12 protein-coding genes are annotated in these 16,771 nt (G+C 60.1%); 9 read left to right on the forward strand and 3 right to left on the reverse strand.

Annotated features, from left to right (window positions below; translation table 11 throughout):
* Positions 1-93 precede the first annotated feature (93 nt).
* Positions 94-357, forward strand: a complete 264-nt coding sequence (locus HU754_RS27975) for a hypothetical protein (RefSeq protein ID WP_095050250.1) — start codon at positions 94-96, stop codon at positions 355-357.
* Positions 358-482: 125 nt separating this feature from the next.
* On the opposite strand, the gene gbdR is transcribed toward HU754_RS27975, so the two are convergent.
* Positions 483-1,586 carry a choline metabolism transcriptional regulator GbdR gene (gene gbdR, locus HU754_RS27980; RefSeq protein ID WP_007949927.1) on the reverse strand — a complete coding sequence of 368 codons (1,104 nt, stop codon included), beginning with the start codon at positions 1,584-1,586 and terminating at the stop codon, positions 483-485.
* Between the two features lie 515 nt (positions 1,587-2,101).
* Entirely contained in the window at positions 2,102-3,478 is a 1,377-nt protein-coding gene (locus HU754_RS27985; RefSeq protein ID WP_034153599.1) for an L-serine ammonia-lyase, read from the reverse strand.
* 436 nt (positions 3,479-3,914) lie between these two features.
* Between HU754_RS27985 and HU754_RS27990 the strand changes: the two genes are divergently transcribed.
* The 3 genes from HU754_RS27990 (at position 3,915) to choV (ending at position 6,946) form a co-directional block, all read left to right on the forward strand.
* Positions 3,915-4,859, forward strand: coding sequence for a choline ABC transporter substrate-binding protein (locus HU754_RS27990; RefSeq protein ID WP_007918300.1), 945 nt, complete (start codon positions 3,915-3,917; stop codon positions 4,857-4,859).
* A 66-nt stretch (positions 4,860-4,925) separates the two neighbouring features.
* The gene (choW, locus tag HU754_RS27995; RefSeq protein ID WP_093429887.1) at positions 4,926-5,771 is read left to right on the forward strand and encodes a choline ABC transporter permease subunit; all 846 of its coding nucleotides are present in this window, start codon (positions 4,926-4,928) and stop codon (positions 5,769-5,771) included.
* Positions 5,768-6,946: a choline ABC transporter ATP-binding protein gene (choV, locus tag HU754_RS28000; protein WP_034153601.1), complete on the forward strand. Its 1,179-nt coding sequence runs from the start codon at positions 5,768-5,770 to the stop codon at positions 6,944-6,946. The genes choW and choV overlap by 4 nt, the downstream gene beginning before the upstream one ends.
* A 297-nt stretch (positions 6,947-7,243) precedes the next feature.
* Here the strand turns inward: choV and betT are convergent, their stop codons facing one another.
* Positions 7,244-9,241, reverse strand: a complete 1,998-nt coding sequence (gene betT, locus HU754_RS28005) for a choline BCCT transporter BetT (protein ID WP_038363124.1) — start codon at positions 9,239-9,241, stop codon at positions 7,244-7,246.
* 429 nt (positions 9,242-9,670) lie between these two features.
* Here betT and betI point away from each other — a divergent pair, with 429 nt between their 5' ends.
* From betI to HU754_RS28030, 5 genes are all read left to right on the forward strand, one after another.
* A complete protein-coding gene (gene betI, locus HU754_RS28010; RefSeq protein ID WP_042561476.1) occupies positions 9,671-10,264 on the forward strand; it encodes a transcriptional regulator BetI in 594 nt (197 codons plus the stop codon).
* Between the two features lie 89 nt (positions 10,265-10,353).
* Entirely contained in the window at positions 10,354-11,826 is a 1,473-nt protein-coding gene (gene betB, locus HU754_RS28015) for a betaine-aldehyde dehydrogenase (protein ID WP_007949771.1), read from the forward strand.
* Positions 11,827-11,979: 153 nt separating this feature from the next.
* Positions 11,980-13,683 (forward strand): choline dehydrogenase, encoded by a 1,704-nt coding sequence (gene betA, locus HU754_RS28020; protein ID WP_186619998.1) that lies wholly within the window; start codon positions 11,980-11,982, stop codon positions 13,681-13,683.
* Between the two features lie 262 nt (positions 13,684-13,945).
* Complete coding sequence (locus HU754_RS28025) at positions 13,946-15,388, forward strand: TldD/PmbA family protein (RefSeq protein WP_186620000.1); 1,443 nt, start codon at positions 13,946-13,948, stop codon at positions 15,386-15,388.
* A complete protein-coding gene (locus HU754_RS28030) occupies positions 15,388-16,725 on the forward strand; it encodes a TldD/PmbA family protein (RefSeq protein ID WP_186620001.1) in 1,338 nt (445 codons plus the stop codon). The genes HU754_RS28025 and HU754_RS28030 overlap by 1 nt, the downstream gene beginning before the upstream one ends.
* The last annotated feature ends 46 nt before the right edge of the window (positions 16,726-16,771 follow it).

The following is a 16,771-nucleotide window of genomic DNA, read 5'->3' on the forward strand; positions in this document are numbered from 1 at the left end:
GTCGCAGCCACTGCGACAAATCGCCCTTGCCGTGCTCCCGCATGGCTACCAGAATCGAGCCACGACCTCCGTTACCGAAGAAGGATGCGCGTCATGATGTATGCCGATTTGATCGATCAGGAAGATTTGTTGGGCCAGCTCAAGGCGTTGGGTATTCAAGTGCCCAGTGGCACTACTGCCGATAAGGCTTGCGAGTGCGCGGTGCGCGGTCTGGATAATGTTCGCGCGTTTGAACTGCGCAAAATGGTCAAGGACATGTACACCAGCGGCGCCAGTATCCAGCCTGCGGTGCGCCAGGCGATCGACAAACAATTACTGCCGGCATTGGCGGACTATCAGCAAAGCCATAGCGCCTGACGTTGCTCACCTGATCGTTCCCACGCTCTGCGTGGGAATGCCTCAACGGACGCTCCGCGTTCGGCCTTTTGGGACGCAGAGCGTCCCGGGCTGCGTTCCCACGCAGAGCGTGGGAACGATCCTCATCAGAGCCTTACGCTGGCAAACGTCGATTCATTGCGCGCCTGACTCAACGCCGACATCGGCCCCGACAGCGGCGACATCACGATGGCCTGCGGCAGCGGCAGCATCGCCACTTGCTGGGTGGTGTTGGACCCTACGCGCTCGTCACGCGGCGGAATGCCGAAGTATTCGCGATAGCACTTGGAAAAGTGCGGCGTGGAGACGAAACCACACACGGACGCCACTTCGATGATCGACATCGGCGTTTGCTTGAGCAACTGCCGGGCGCGGATCAGGCGCAGCTTCAAGTAGTAACGGGACGGCGAGCAGTGCAGGTATTTCTGAAACAGGCGCTCCAGCTGTCGACGCGACACGGCGACGTACACCGCCAGTTCATCGAGGTCGATCGGCTCTTCGAGGTTGGCTTCCATCAGCGCGACGATTTCCTGCAGCTTCGGCTGGTTGGTGCCGAGCATGTGCTTGAGCGGCACACGCTGGTGATCCTGTTCGTTGCGGATACGTTCGTAGACGAACATCTCCGAGATCGCGGCGGACAGTTCACGGCCGTGATCGCGACTGATCAGGTGCAGCATCATGTCCAGCGGCGCGGTACCGCCGGAGCTGGTGAAACGGTTACGGTCGAGGGTGAACAAACGGGTGCTCATGGCCACGCGCGGGAAAGCTTCCTGCATCGCCGCCAGACATTCCCAGTGCACGCTGCAATCGAAACCATCGAGCAACCCGGCGCAGGCCAAAGCCCAACTGCCGGTGCACACCGCGCCGAGACGCTTGGACTGACGCGCCTGGCTTTGCAGCCAGGAAACGTGTTCACGGGTAACAGTGCGTTGAATGCCGATGCCGCCGCAGACAATCACAGTGTCCAGTGGCGGGGCTTTGTGCATGGAGGCGTCTGGCGTGATTTGCAGACCGTCACTGGCCCACACCTGGCCGCCATCGACGGTGAGGGTACTCCAGCGATACAGCTCGCGACCGGACAATTGGTTGGCCATGCGCAGGGGTTCTACTGCGGACGCCAGAGAAATCAGCGTGAAATTGTCCAGCAGCAGAAAGCCGATGGATTGAGGCGCACGGTTCTGGGGTTGGGCCCCGGAGTTGAACGACGTCATCGCGGTATCTCCTCACACAAAGCGGGTGATGGCCTCAGGCGGAGGCTCTTGTTATTGCCAGCGTTCTCGCGTGGGAGACGGGCTTTGTTATGACAGAGCAATTGCCATGCCTAAAATTGGATGGCCGTTCAATAACTCCTGAAAACGACGTCGCGACGTGTCTATACGAGCCGTCCGACGAAAGGTGTTTCGAAGTGCCATCAGCGTTGCTGAGCGCCCTGCCCCCAAGGGTGTGAGCAAATCGGTAGCACTTGTGGGAACTGGCCTGCGCGCAGTTTGAGGGGAGTGTCACCGCAAGCACGGGTGACGGACGGTAGGGGGTGCTGAATGCATGTAACAGCTGGGAAAGACTCTTATCTGTTTGCGACGCGCTAAAAGGTGGCGTGATTTATTGTCTGTGTTCACTTGATGAGCAATTTTGACTGGTCTGGCCCCTTCGCGAGCAGGCTCGCTCCCACAATTGAACGCATTCCAAATGTGGGAGCGAGCTTGCTCGCGAAGAATTCACCTCGGTATCAGCACTCCACAGCACTAACCGCCAATCCACCACGCGATGTCTCTTTATATTTGTCATGCATATCAGCGCCGGTATCACGCATGGTGCGGATCACCCGATCCAGCGAGATAAAGTGCTGACCATCGCCACGCAATGCCATTTGCGCCGCGTTGATCGCCTTGACCGCGGCAATCGCATTACGCTCGATGCACGGCACCTGCACCAGGCCACCGACCGGATCGCAAGTCAGCCCAAGGTTGTGTTCAAGACCAATCTCCGCTGCGTTGCACAACTGCTCCGGCGTGGCACCAAGAATCTCCGCCAGCCCCGCCGCCGCCATCGCACACGCCGAACCGACTTCGCCCTGGCAACCCACTTCGGCGCCCGAGATCGAAGCATTCTTCTTGCACAGAATCCCCACCGCCGCTGCACCGAGGAAGTAATCGACCACGTTGGCGTCAGTCACCGCTTCACTGAACTTCATAAAGTAGTGCAACACCGCCGGAATGATGCCCGCCGCGCCATTGGTCGGCGCCGTGACCATGCGCCCGCCCGCCGCGTTTTCTTCATTAACCGCCAGAGCGAACAGGTTGACCCACTCCATCGCGCTCAGCGTCGAGCCGATCACATTGGGCTTGCCCAGTTCCTGCAGACTGCGATGCAACTTCGCCGCGCGCCGACGCACATTCAGTCCGCCGGGCAGAATGCCTTCGTGTTTCAGGCCCTGCTCGACGCAATCCTGCATCGCCCGCCACAGTTTCATCAGCCCGGCGCGGATCTCTTCTTCACTGCGCCAGACCTTTTCGTTGGCCATCATCAATTCGGCAACGCGCAGGTTGTTTTTCTTGCACAACTCCAACAGCTCAACCGCGCTGGAAAAGTCGTAGGGCAACTCAGTGCGATCCAGATCGACCACGCCGCTGGACGCCTGCGCTTGATCCACGACAAAACCGCCGCCCACCGAATAGTAGGTGTCGCGATGCAGTTCGCCGTGATCACCCTCGGCAACGATAGTCATGGCATTGGGGTGGAATGGCAGGTTCTCGTCGATCAGGCGCATGTCCCGTGCCCAGACAAACGGCACCGACAAGCGACCATCCAATAGCAGGGTGTGCGTTTCGCGCAGCGCCTGGATACGTGGGCCGATCTGCGACGGGTCGATTGCGTCCGGCCACTCGCCCATCAACCCCATGATCACCGCGTTGTCGCTGCCGTGGCCAATGCCCGTGGCCGACAGCGATCCGAACAATTGCACTTCTATACGACGCACCTGTTCCAACTGGTGCTTGTCCCGAAGCGACTCGACGAACAACGCCGCGGCGCGCATGGGCCCGACGGTGTGGGAACTGGAAGGGCCGATGCCGATTTTGAACAGGTCGAAAACGCTGATAGCCATTGCTGCAGAGCTCCTGAGGATGCCGGTCCGGGGCGTGAAGCGCCCGCTGGCGGAGCTGCTACGCTCAAGCTGCGATCCGCCGGAATGCCCGCATCATCAGGCTTTTGTCGGAGCGCACGGCGTCTGACACCGACGCACTCATGTCCACCAGCGCCGCGCCGTTTTCGCCCCGGTTTTTCGCCGTTTTTGTGCGGTTCAGATGGCCATTCGGGGCTGAAAAAAGCTGTAAACGACGTCACTGACACTGGATGCGACCATCCCTGTACTGGATACGACCCCCCCTGTAGGCGTCAGATTTTCACTGGTACATGATCGTTATGACTCGATTGCAAGGCGCCGTGGTAGAGCTGTCTCCAGAACGCCATCCAACCGCAACCTATAAGTGCGGTGGTCCACAGTCGGAACACTGCCAAAAAAAACACCAAGGAGTCCATCCATGAAAGGTTCCCCGTCGTTGTTGTTGGCCGCCATGCTGAGTCTGCCGTTACTGGCGCAAGCTGCAGAACCGGCACAGTGCAGTACCGTTAACTTCTCCGATGTCGGCTGGACCGACATCACCGCTACCACCGCTACCACCTCCGTTGTCCTCAACGCCCTCGGCTACAAGACCAAGACCACCATGATCTCCGTGCCCGTGACCTACAAGTCGCTGGCCGACGGCAAGAACATGGACGTGTTCCTCGGTAACTGGATGCCGACCATGGAAAACGACATCAAGGCCTACCGCGACGCCGGCACCGTAGAAACCGTGCGCACCAACCTCAAGGGCGCCAAGTACACCCTCGCCGTGCCGCAAGCCCTGTATGACAAAGGTCTGCATGACTTCGCCGACATCGCCAAATTCAAGAAAGAACTCGACGGCAAGATCTACGGCATCGAGCCTGGCAATGACGGCAACCGTCTGATCCAGAGCATGATCGACAAGGACGCTTTCGGCCTGAAAACCGCCGGTTTCAAAGTCGTCGAATCGTCGGAAGCGGGCATGCTCTCGCAGGTGGATCGCGCGCAAAAACGCGACACCGCCGTGGTCTTCCTCGGCTGGGCGCCACACCCGATGAACAAGCGCTTCAAGATTCAATACCTGACCGGTGGCGATGATTTCTTCGGCCCCGATTTCGGTGCTGCGACCGTAGCGACCAACACCCGCAAGGGTTACGCCGAGGAATGCAGCAACGTCGGTCAGTTGCTGAAGAACCTGGAGTTCACCGTCGACATGGAAAGCGAACTGATGGGCAACATCCTCGACGACAAGATGAAGCCTGACGCGGCCGCGAAGGCCTGGCTGAAAAAGAATCCACAAGTGCTCGATACCTGGCTCGCTGGCGTGACCACCATTGACGGTAAACCTGGCCTGGAGGCCGTGAAAGCCAAGCTTCAGTAATCGCTTATGCCGGGTGGGTTCGCCCGCCCGGGCTGTTTATTTCCTTGCATGCGGACGTTCACTACCATGCTGATTGATCAGAAAATACCTTTAGGCCAGTACATCGCGGGCTTCGTTGAATGGTTGACGCAACACGGCGCCAACACCTTCGACGCAATCGCCGTGACACTGGAAACGATGATCCACGGCGTGACGTTTGCGCTGACCTGGTTCAACCCACTGGTCTTGATTGGCCTGATCGCACTACTCGCTCACTTCATTCAGCGTAAATGGGGCCTGACTGCGTTCGTCATTGCCTCCTTTCTGCTGATCCTCAATCTGGGGTACTGGCAGGAGACCATGGAAACCCTCGCCCAGGTCATGTTCGCAACCCTGGTCTGCGTGGTCATCGGCGTGCCGTTGGGCATCGTCGCCGCGCACAAACCGATGTTCTACACGGTCATGCGTCCGGTACTCGATCTGATGCAGACCGTACCGACCTTCGTTTACCTCATTCCTACCCTGACCCTCTTCGGGCTGGGTGTGGTGCCAGGCCTGATCTCCACAGTGGTGTTCGCCATCGCTGCGCCGATCCGCCTGACCTACCTGGGCATCCGCGATGTCCCGCAAGAACTGATGGACGCCGGCAAGGCCTTCGGCTGCTCGCGTCGCCAATTGCTCTCACGGATCGAACTGCCTCACGCCATGCCGAGCATCGCGGCCGGCATCACCCAGTGCATCATGCTGTCGTTGTCGATGGTGGTGATCGCGGCACTGGTAGGCGCCGATGGACTCGGCAAACCGGTGGTCAACGCACTGAACACTGCTGATATCGCCCTGGGCTTCGAAGCGGGCCTGGCGATCGTACTGCTGGCGATCATGCTCGACCGTATCTGCAAACAACCCGACGCTAAAGCAGGGGGTGACGCATGAGCATAATTCGCTTCGAAGACGTCGACGTAATCTTCTCCAAAGACCCGCGCGAGGCACTCAAACTGCTCGATCAGGGCATGACCCGCAACGAGATCCTGAAAAAGACCGGACAGATTGTCGGCGTGGAAAAAGCCACGCTGGACATCAACAAAGGCGAGATCTGCGTGCTGATGGGCTTGTCCGGTTCGGGCAAGTCGAGCCTGCTGCGCTGCATCAACGGCCTCAACACCGTGAGCCGCGGCAAGCTGTTCGTCGAGCATGAAAACCGCCAGATCGACATCGCTTCCTGCACCCCGGCCGAGCTGAAAATGATGCGCACCAAACGCATCGCCATGGTGTTCCAGAAGTTCGCCCTGATGCCGTGGCTGACGGTGCGCGAGAACATCAGTTTCGGCCTGGAAATGCAGGGTCGCCCGGAGAAGGAACGCAAGAAGCTCGTCGACGAGAAACTCGAACTGGTCGGCCTGACCCAGTGGCGCAACAAGAAGCCCGACGAACTCTCCGGCGGCATGCAGCAGCGTGTCGGTCTGGCGCGGGCACTGGCGATGGACGCCGACATTCTGCTGATGGACGAACCGTTCTCGGCCCTCGACCCGCTGATCCGCCAGGGCCTGCAGGATGAACTGCTGGAACTGCAACGCAAGCTGAGCAAGACCATTGTCTTCGTGAGCCACGACCTCGACGAGGCGCTCAAATTGGGTAGCCGCATCGCGATCATGAAAGACGGCCGGATCATCCAGTACAGCGTGCCGGAAGAGATCGTGCTGAACCCGGCGGACGACTACGTGCGCACTTTCGTTGCGCACACCAATCCGCTCAACGTGCTCTGCGGCCGCAGCCTGATGCGCACCCTGGACAAGTGCAAACGCATCAATGGTTCGGTGTGCCTCGATCCGGGCGGCGATTCGTGGCTGGACCTGGCCGAAGGCAACACCATCAAAGGTGCGCGGCAGAATGGTTCGGTGCTGAACCTGCAGAACTGGGCACCGGGGCAAGCGGTAGAGGGGCTGGAGCGCAAGCCGACGCTGGTGGACTCGAACATCGGTATGCGCGATGCACTGCAGATTCGTTATCAGACCGGCAACAAGCTGGTGCTGCACGATGACAATCATGTGGTGGGGATCTTGGGCGACAGCGAGTTGTATCACGCGTTGCTGGGCAAGAATCTCGGTTAAGGCGGGATAAAAAAAGGGATCGCGGTGAGCGATCCCTTTTTTATTGGGTCAGGAAAAAAGCCCCTCATCGGAACGCCGCCCGCCTAGCCCTCTCCCAGAGGGAGAGGGAACTGACCGAGTTGTATTTTCGAACTACGCCGACCTGAATGACCGAGTGGAACTCAGATTTGGAGAAGCTCGCAACCTGCTGCAGCCAATCCATAATCGACTCGTTCTTTCAAGTCGGCGTATAGCGCAAGACACTTCGGTCAGCTCCCTCTCCCTCCGGGAGAGGGTTGGGGTGAGGGGGCTTTTGACTTAGCTATACACCCGGCCAAGGAGCTGCCGATGGCTTTCAAACTGATCGAGCACATCCCGCGTGATCTGATCCTGCGTGAAGCCCATCAGGTCGTAATCCTGGCTGCCGTTGTGCAGGTACACCTCGGCGCGGTAGTAACGCTGGCGCGCTTCATCGGACTGCGCCGATTCGGTCGGGGTCGCCAGATAGCCGTCCAGGCTCACTTCGTAAACGAAAGGGTTGCCCTCTTCCATCTCCACGCGCACACCCATGCAGCGCTTGGATTTACCCAACAGCGTCTGCACTTCCAGACCCTGCGCACGCATCTGCGCGGTGGCGTCTTCCAACGCCGGGCTGACCTGCTTGTCCATGAAGCGCTGCACCACCGATTGGCTCGGTTGCAGATCCAGTTGCGTCAGACGCTCGCTGAAACCACGACGACCGCGCTCCGCCAGCTGCGCCTGCTCCTGTTCGATCTGCACGTCCTGACGCATGGCCTTGTGCAAGCCGAACATGAAGAACACCAGCACCACCGAGAACGGCAGACCGGCCAGCACCACCATGGTTTGCATGGCTTCGAAGTTACCGGCAAACAGCAGACCGATGGTCACCAGGGTGATCACCACCGACCAGAAGATCCGCAGCCAGTGCGGCGCATCTTCATCGACGTTACCGCCCTTGCAGGACAGATTCGCCATCATCACCGCGCCGGAGTCGGCCGGGGTCAGGAACAGCACGAAGCCAACAAAGATCGACACACCGATAACGACTTTCGACGCCGGGTAGTGCTCAAGCAATTGATAGATCGCCATCGACGGCTGTTCCAGCGCCGTCTTGCCGAGCTCCACCGCGCCATGGTTCATCACCAGGTCCAGTGCCGAGTTACCGAAGATCGACAGCCAGGCCAGGGTGAAGCCCAGCGGAATCAGCAGTACACCCGCCACCAGCTCACGCACGGTACGACCACGGGAAATACGCGCGATGAACATGCCTACGAATGGCGCCCAGGAAATCCACCACGCCCAGTAGAACAGGGTCCACAGGCCCATCCAGCGCTCGGACTTGGCGTTGTCGCCTTCGTACACATAAAGGTCGAAGGTTTTCAGCACGATGCCATTGAGGTAGTCACCGATGTTCTGCACGAAGCCGTTGAGCAGGTGCAGGGTCGGGCCGAACAGCAATACGAAAATCAGCAGACCACTGAACAGCACGATGTTCAGGTTGGACAGACGACGGATACCGTTTTCCACGCCGGACACGGCAGCGATGGTCGCCACGGTGCTCATCACGATGATCACGATCAAAAGGTTAGTGTTGCTGTGTTCCATGCCGAACAGGTTTTCCAGCCCCGACGACACTTGCAGCGAACCAATCCCCAGGTTGGTCACCAGACCCAGCAGGGTCACGAACATGCCGAAGCCGTCCACCGCGTGACCGGCCGCACCCTTGACCCAACGCTCGCCGACCAGCGGATACAGCGCCGAACGCAGGGCCAGCGGCTGGTTATGCCGGTAAGCAAAGTACGCCACGGCCAGACCGACCAGTGCGTAGATCGCCCAGCCGTGCAGACCCCAATGCAGGAACGTCAGCTGTACTGCCTGACGCGCGGCCAGGTTGCTGGCCGAAGCGCCTTCCGGCGGATTGAAATAGTGATCCAGCGGCTCGGACGCGCCGAAGTACAGCAGCGAAATACCGATACCCGACGAGAACAGCATCCCCGCCCAGGCGCCGTAACTGAAATCCGGGGTGTCGTCCTTGCTGCCCAGTTTGAGTTTGCCGTACGAAGAAAACGCCAGGCCCACCACAAACACCAGGTAGGCGGCGATGACCACCATGTAGTACCAGCCGAAGCTGCGCGACAACCAGGCCTGAGCGATACCCAACAGTCTGCCGGCCTCTTGCGGGGCGATAATCAGAATGGCGGTCAACAACAGAATCAGCGCGGTAGAGGTGTAAAACACCCAACCGTTGACCGTCACCTTCTCGGGCGGGGTCTTTATAAGCGAGGCAGAACTCATGGCACAAATGCTCCAGGCAGTGCGAGAGAAGAACACAAGGCAACACGGAACCCGACCAATCGGTTAGTTGGCAGCCGACCGGCGGGTGATATAAAGACACCCCGAAAAAAGCCCGAACCTGCCGAAATGGCGCTGCGAATCGCTTTCGTGGCCGAAGGTGGACGGACGGTCATCCGAAACCTGGCCCTGAGCGTCTTGCCCTTTCAACACGTCCATCGAATCGCGAACCGCGCCATGCCCCACGCAGGTTTCGAGCATTTTTGGATGTCGGTTTTATCGCCACTTACACGTAGGAAAAAGCTGTAGGCAGCGACGATTTGTCGCAGATCTTATTCTTTGTTGATTGAACGTTCAATCAAAACAAAATAGACTGGCCCTCAATCCGATCGGCGTGATTCGCCGCTCGGAAGGCCTAAGGAGATGTGCAAGATGCCCAAGGTCGGTATGCAACCCATCCGCCGCCAACAACTGATCGAAGCCACATTGCAGGCGGTCGATCAGGTCGGAATGGGGGACGCCAGCATTGCGCTGATCGCCCGTTTGGCCGGTGTCTCGAATGGCATCATCAGTCATTACTTTCAGGACAAGAACGGCCTGATTGCCGCCACGATGCGGTATCTGATGACCGCCCTCAGCGAGAGCGTCACCGCGCGCCGTCAGGCGCTGGCAGATGACAGCCCACGGGCACATCTGCAGGTGATCATCGAAGGCAACTTCGACGCCAGCCAGGTCAATGGCCCGGCAATGAAAACCTGGCTGGCCTTTTGGGCCACCAGCATGCACCAGCCGTCTTTGCACAGGTTGCAGCGGATCAACGATCACCGTCTGTATTCCAACCTGTGCTGTCAGTTCCGCCGTGTGCTGCCGCTCGAAGATGCGCGCAGCGCAGCGCGGGGGCTGGCAGCGTTGATTGACGGCTTGTGGTTGCGCGGCGCGCTGTCGGGAGACGCTTTCGACACGGCGCAGGCGCAACAGATCGCTTACGAATACATGGATTTCCAATTGGCCAAGCAGGTGAGCTAGAGCACACAGAAAACGCTCGGCCCCTGAACCGCCACCGCAGCCTCACCGCGGTGGTCAACGCCAACCACCAATGCACTTGCGAGGACACTATGGCCCGTTTCGAACTGCAAAAACTTTACATCGATGGCGCGTACTCCGACGCCGGCAGCGATGCCACCTTCGAAGCCATCAACCCGGCTAACGGTGAAGTCCTCGCACTGGTGCAACGTGCGACCAAGGAAGACGTCGAGCGCGCCGTGGTCAGCGCTGAAAAGGGCCAGAAAATCTGGGCCGCGATGACCGCCATGGAGCGTTCGCGCATCCTGCGTCGCGCCGTCGACATCCTGCGCGAGCGCAACGATGAACTGGCCGCGCTGGAAACCCTGGACACCGGTAAAGCCTTCTCCGAAACCAAATACGTCGACATCGTTACCGGTGCTGACGTGCTGGAATACTACGCAGGCCTGGTGCCAGCGATCGAAGGCGAGCAGATCCCGCTGCGTGACACTTCTTTCGTCTACACCCGTCGCGAGCCGCTGGGCGTTGTCGCCGGTATCGGCGCGTGGAACTACCCGATCCAGATCGCGCTGTGGAAATCCGCGCCAGCCTTGGCTGCCGGTAACGCGATGATCTTCAAGCCAAGCGAAGTCACCTCGCTGACCACCCTGAAACTGGCCGAGATCTACACCGAAGCCGGCGTTCCAAATGGCGTTTTCAACGTACTGACCGGCAGCGGCCGTGAAGTCGGCACCTGGCTGACCGAGCACCCGCGCATCGAAAAAATCTCCTTCACCGGCGGCACCGACACCGGCAAGAAGGTGATGGCCAGCGCTTCGGCTTCGTCGCTGAAAGACGTGACCATGGAACTGGGCGGCAAGTCTCCGCTGATCATCTGCGACGACGCCGATCTCGATCGTGCTGCCGACACCGCGATGATGGCCAACTTCTACAGCTCCGGCCAGGTCTGCACCAACGGCACTCGCGTGTTCGTTCCGGCGCACCTGAAAGCCGCTTTCGAAGCCAAGATCGTTGAGCGCGTTGCACGCATCCGCGTCGGCAACCCGGAAGACGAAAACACCAACTTCGGCCCGCTGGTCAGCTTCGCGCACATGGAAAGCGTGCTGGGCTACATCGCCAAAGGTAAAGAACAAGGCGCCCGCGTCCTGTGCGGCGGCGACCGTCTGACCGACGGCGAATTCGCCAAAGGCGCATTCGTCGCGCCGACCGTGTTCACCGACTGCACCGACGACATGACCATCGTTCGTGAAGAAATCTTTGGCCCAGTGATGGCGATCCTCTCCTACGAGACCGAAGAAGAAGTGATCCGCCGCGCCAACGACACCGACTTCGGTTTGGCCGCCGGTATCGTCACCAAAGACCTGAACCGCGCACACCGCGTGATTCATCAACTGGAAGCCGGTATCTGCTGGATCAACGCCTGGGGCGAGTCCGACGCAAAAATGCCGGTCGGCGGTTACAAGCAGTCGGGTGTTGGCCGTGAGAACGGCATCAGCTCGCTGAACAACTTCACCCGCATCAAATCGGTACAGGTCGAGCTGGGCGATTACGTCTCGGTGTTCTAAGACCCGAGTCTTGTATTGCTCGTGAGGCCGTCTTCGCGAGCAGGCTCGCTCCCACATTGGAACAGTGTCTCCTATGGGAGTGAGCCCGCTCGCGATTCGAGTGCAAAGCACTCGTCAGGCCCGACCTGACCACATCTAAAGAGGGTGCATTCAATGTCCCAAGAATTCGATTACATCATCATCGGTGCCGGCTCGGCCGGTAACACCCTGGCGACCCGTCTGACTGAAGACGAAGGCGTCACCGTTCTGCTGCTCGAAGCTGGCGGTCCGGACTACCGTTTCGACTTCCGCACGCAAATGCCCGCTGCCCTGGCATTCCCGCTGCAAGGTCGTCGCTACAACTGGGCCTACGAAACCGATCCAGAGCCACACATGGACGGTCGCCGCATGGAATGCGGTCGCGGCAAAGGCCTCGGCGGTTCCTCGCTGATCAACGGCATGTGCTACATCCGTGGCAACGCGATGGACTACGACGGCTGGGCGAAACTGCCGGGCCTGGAAAACTGGTCGTACCTCGACTGCCTGCCGTACTTCCGCAAAGCGGAAACCCGCGACATCGGCCCGAACGACTACCACGGTGGCGAAGGCCCGGTCAGCGTGACCACGCCGAAGGCGGGCAACAACCCGTTGTTCCACGCCATGGTCGAAGCCGGTGTGCAGGCCGGTTACCCGCGCACCGAAGACCTCAACGGTTACCAGCAGGAAGGCTTCGGCCCGATGGACCGCACCGTGACGCCGAACGGCCGTCGTGCATCCACCGCCCGTGGCTACCTCGACGTCGCCAAGAAGCGTTCGACCCTGACCATCGTCACCCACGCCCTGACCGACAAGATTCTGTTTGAAGGCAAGCGTGCCGTCGGTGTGCGTTACCTGGTCGGCGATGCGGAAGAACGCGTTGAAGCCAAAGCGCGCAAAGAAGTGCTGCTGTGCTCCGGCGCCATCGCTTCGCCGCAGATTCTGCAGCGCTCCGGTGTCGGCCCTGCCGAACTGCTGAAATCCCTCGACATCCCGGTCGTTCACGACCTGCCGGGCGTCGGTGAAAACCTGCAGGATCACCTTGAGCTGTACCTGCAATACGCTTGCACTCAGCCGGTTTCGCTGTACCCGTCGCTGCTCTGGTACAACCAGCCAGCCATCGGTGCCGAGTGGCTGTTCAACGGCACCGGCATCGGCGCCAGCAACCAGTTCGAAGCCGGCGGTTTCATCCGTTCGCGTCCGGAATTCGAATGGCCGAACATCCAGTACCACTTCCTGCCGGTGGCGATTAACTACAACGGCAGCAACGGTGTGAAAGAGCACGGCTTCCAGGCACACATGGGTTCCATGCGTTCGCCAAGCCGTGGTCGCATCCAGGCCAAGTCGAAAGACCCGCGCCAGCACCCGAGCATCTTGTTCAACTACATGGCCACTGAGCAGGACTGGCAGGAATTCCGCGACGGCATCCGCCTGACCCGTGAAATCATGCAACAGCCGGCGCTGGACGCTTTCCGTGGCCGCGAAATCAGCCCGGGCATCGAAGTGCAAACCGATGAGCAACTGGACAAGTTCATCCGCGAGCACGCCGAAACTGCGTTCCACCCGTCCTGCTCGTGCAAGATGGGCACCGACGAGATGGCTGTAGTGGATGGCGAAGGTCGCGTGCACGGCATGCAGAGCCTGCGTGTGGTCGATGCCTCGATCATGCCGATCATCACCACTGGCAACCTCAACGCGCCAACGATCATGATCGCCGAGAAAATCGCCGACAAGATCCGTGGCCGCCAGCCGCTGCCACGCAGCACCGCGCCGTACTACGTGGCGGGCGATGCGCCGGTCAAAGGCAAGCCAATGCGTGATATCACCCCGGTTGCTCAGTAAGACGTAATACCGAGGCGCGGCCTTCGCGAGCAGGCTCGCTCCCACACTGGATCTGTGTCGTTCACAAATCAAATGTGGGAGCGAGCCTGCTCGCGAAGGGGCCCTCACAGTCAGCACAAATTCCTCTGCTTCAAGTAAATCCCCCTACACCCCCTCTTCACTTGATCCTACCCCCACGCAGGCCTACTCTAGACCTCGCGCAACCGTTTCACCCCCTCCCCGCCGCTGCTCTACCGCTTCCCCCTGACAAGGAGGTTCCCGAATGTTCGATTTCCACCCCCAGCTCAAGCAGCGCTTCGCTGCCTTGCGCACGGGCGCTGAGTTTTTTTCCCTGCGGTATGTACGCGAGTCCGGGCAATATCTGTCGGTGCGCAAGAATGTCGCCGAGCCGCCGAGCCTGAGACGCGACGAAGGCGCGATGCTCACCGTGCGCGTCAATGGCGTTGAGGCCTACGCGGCGACCAACGACCTGTCGCAACAAGGTCTGCAAGCCGCCCTCGAACGCGCCGAGCAGCAAGCCCGCCGCCTCAAGCCGCACGCCTTGCTCGACCTGCGCGATCAGCCGGTGTCCAGCGATCGTGCTGATTACTTTTCACCCAATCTCGACCAAGCCTTCCCGTCCCTGAGCGAATGTTTTGAGCTGCTCGGCGCGGAATCCGCCTCAGTGCCAAAGGATGAGCGCCTGGTGAATTGGGAAGTGAGCATTGGCATTACCCACGTCGAACAGATCTACCTGAGCAGCGCCGGGGCAGAATTGCGCCAAGCGCAGCGCTTCGTCTATCCGGGCCTCGACGTCACCGCTTACGATGGCAACGACAGCCAGACCCGTAGCCTCGGCCGCGAGAATTTCGGCCAACAGGGCGGCGCTGATGTGATCAGCCGCTGCGGTCTGATCGGCGCCGGCCCGCAAGTCGCCGATCAGGCACTGCAACTGCTACTCGCGCCGAACACCCCGCAAGGCCCGCGCGATCTGCTGCTGATGCCCGATCAAATGATGCTGCAGATCCACGAATCCATCGGCCACCCGCTGGAACTCGACCGCATCCTCGGTGATGAACGCAATTACGCCGGCACCAGTTTCGTCAAAGCCAGCGACTTCGGCAGCCTGCAATACGGCTCGAAACTGCTCAACGTGACGTTCGATCCGGGCATTCCCGAAGAACTCGCCAGCTATGGCCACGATGACGATGGCAGCAAGGCCAGCAAACAATTCCTGATTCGCGATGGTTTGCTGCTGCGCCCACTGGGTGGTGCGCTGTCGCAGTTCCGCGCCGGTCTCGATGGCGTTGCCAACAGCCGCGCCTGCGGCTGGAACCGCCCGCCGATCGACCGCATGGCCAACCTCAATATCGAACCTGGCGATCAGCCTCTGAACAAACTGATCGAAGGCATCGAGAACGGCATTTTGATGAGCACCAACCGTTCCTGGTCGATTGACGATGCGCGCAACAAATTCCAGTTCGGCTGTGAATGGGGCCAGTTGATCGAAAACGGCGAACTCAAAGGCGTGGTAAAAAACCCGAACTACCGGGCGATTTCCGCGCACTTCTGGAAAAGCCTGCGCGCCGTCGGCGACGCCAACACCGTCAAGGTGCTGGGCACGCCGAACTGCGGCAAGGGCGAACCGAACCAGGTGATCCGCGTCGGCCACGCTTCGCCGGCCTGCGTATTCAGCAACGTTGATGTGTTTGGGGGAGACGCCTGATGAGCATTTCGAAGAGTCAGTCCGACGCCTTCAAGGTCATGGTCGAGTGGCTGCGTGACAGCGTGCGCGAGCCAGAACAGTTCACCCTCAGCTTTGCCGCCGAATCCTCGGCGTTCGTGCGTTTCAATCACGCCAAGGTGCGTCAGGCCGGACAAGTGCAGCAGGCCAATATCGTCCTGAAACTGATCAACGACGGTCGCCACGCCGACCTGCAAGTCACCCTGTCCGGTGATCAGGAAGGCGATCTGCAACGCCTCGCCGAAGGCCTGCAACAACTGCGCGAAACCCTGCCGCTGCTGCCGCAGGATCCGTACCTGTTGCTCAACCACAACGGCTGGCAGAGCAAAAATGTGCAGGAGCATCCGCTGCCGGACACCGAACAGGTTGTCGATGAAATCTGCGCTGCCGCTGAAGGTCTGGATCTGGTGGGTTTCTATGCCGCCGGCCCGATCAGCCGTGGTTTCGCCAGTTCTTCAGGCGCATTTGGCTGGCATCAGGCCAACAGCTTCAACTTCGATTTCAGCCTGTTCCACCAGAACGGTGAAGCAGTGAAAGCCAGCTACGCCGGGCATGACTGGAGCAGCGAAGGCTTCGCCAAGCGCTTCGGCCAGGCCCGCGAGCAACTGGAATTTCTCGGCCGACCGCTGCGCACCTTGGCGCCGGGGCAGTACCGCGCGTATCTGGCACCGGCGGCGCTGGAAGAAATCATGGGCATGCTGAGCTGGGGCGGTTTCTCGGCGCAGTCGATCGCCAGTAAGAGCAGCCCGTTGCAAAAGCTGTATGTCGGCGATCAGGCGTTCAGTCCACTGCTGTCGCTGGATGAGAAAGTCAGCGAATCGCTGAGCCCGGCGTTTTCCGGCGAGGGTTATCCGCGCAGTGATTTGCGCCTGATCGTCGAAGGCAAGGCTGGCGATCAACTGGTCGGCTCGCGCAGTGCAGCGGAATATGGCCTGACCGCCAACGGCGCCGGCGGCGGGGAAATGCCGAGTGCGTTGAACATGGCGGCGGGAGATCTGGCGCAAGCAGAGATCCTCAAACAGTTGGGCACCGGGCTGTACATCAGCAACCTGTGGTACCTGAACTTCTCGGATCAACCGGCGGCGCGCATGACCGGCATGACTCGGTTTGCGACCTTCTGGGTCGAGAACGGCGAGATCCAGGCGCCGGTCAGCACCATGCGCTTCGACGACAGCGCTTACAGCCTGCTGGGTTCACAGCTGGAAGCGTTGACCGCCGAGCGTGAGTTGTTGCTGTCGGCGAGTACGTACAGCCAGCGCAATACCTCGTCGGCATTGCTGCCGGGAGCGCTGGTCAGCCGGCTGACCTTGACCCTGTAAACGCAAAACCTGTGGGAGCGAGCCTGCTCGCGAAAGCGGTAGATCA

The sequence above is a fragment of the Pseudomonas zeae genome (assembly GCF_014268485.2).
GTDB lineage: Bacteria > Pseudomonadota > Gammaproteobacteria > Pseudomonadales > Pseudomonadaceae > Aquipseudomonas > Aquipseudomonas neuropathica.

Coding starts and splice junctions, on each gene's coding strand:
- HU754_RS27975 (WP_095050250.1), top strand. CDS start 94: ATGATGTATGCCGATTTGATCGATCAGGAAGATTTGTTGGGCCAGCTC.
- gbdR (WP_007949927.1), bottom strand. CDS start 1,586: ATGACGTCGTTCAACTCCGGGGCCCAACCCCAGAACCGTGCGCCTCAA.
- HU754_RS27985 (WP_034153599.1), bottom strand. CDS start 3,478: ATGGCTATCAGCGTTTTCGACCTGTTCAAAATCGGCATCGGCCCTTCC.
- HU754_RS27990 (WP_007918300.1), top strand. CDS start 3,915: ATGAAAGGTTCCCCGTCGTTGTTGTTGGCCGCCATGCTGAGTCTGCCG.
- choW (WP_093429887.1), top strand. CDS start 4,926: ATGCTGATTGATCAGAAAATACCTTTAGGCCAGTACATCGCGGGCTTC.
- choV (WP_034153601.1), top strand. CDS start 5,768: ATGAGCATAATTCGCTTCGAAGACGTCGACGTAATCTTCTCCAAAGAC.
- betT (WP_038363124.1), bottom strand. CDS start 9,241: ATGAGTTCTGCCTCGCTTATAAAGACCCCGCCCGAGAAGGTGACGGTC.
- betI (WP_042561476.1), top strand. CDS start 9,671: ATGCCCAAGGTCGGTATGCAACCCATCCGCCGCCAACAACTGATCGAA.
- betB (WP_007949771.1), top strand. CDS start 10,354: ATGGCCCGTTTCGAACTGCAAAAACTTTACATCGATGGCGCGTACTCC.
- betA (WP_186619998.1), top strand. CDS start 11,980: ATGTCCCAAGAATTCGATTACATCATCATCGGTGCCGGCTCGGCCGGT.
- HU754_RS28025 (WP_186620000.1), top strand. CDS start 13,946: ATGTTCGATTTCCACCCCCAGCTCAAGCAGCGCTTCGCTGCCTTGCGC.
- HU754_RS28030 (WP_186620001.1), top strand. CDS start 15,388: ATGAGCATTTCGAAGAGTCAGTCCGACGCCTTCAAGGTCATGGTCGAG.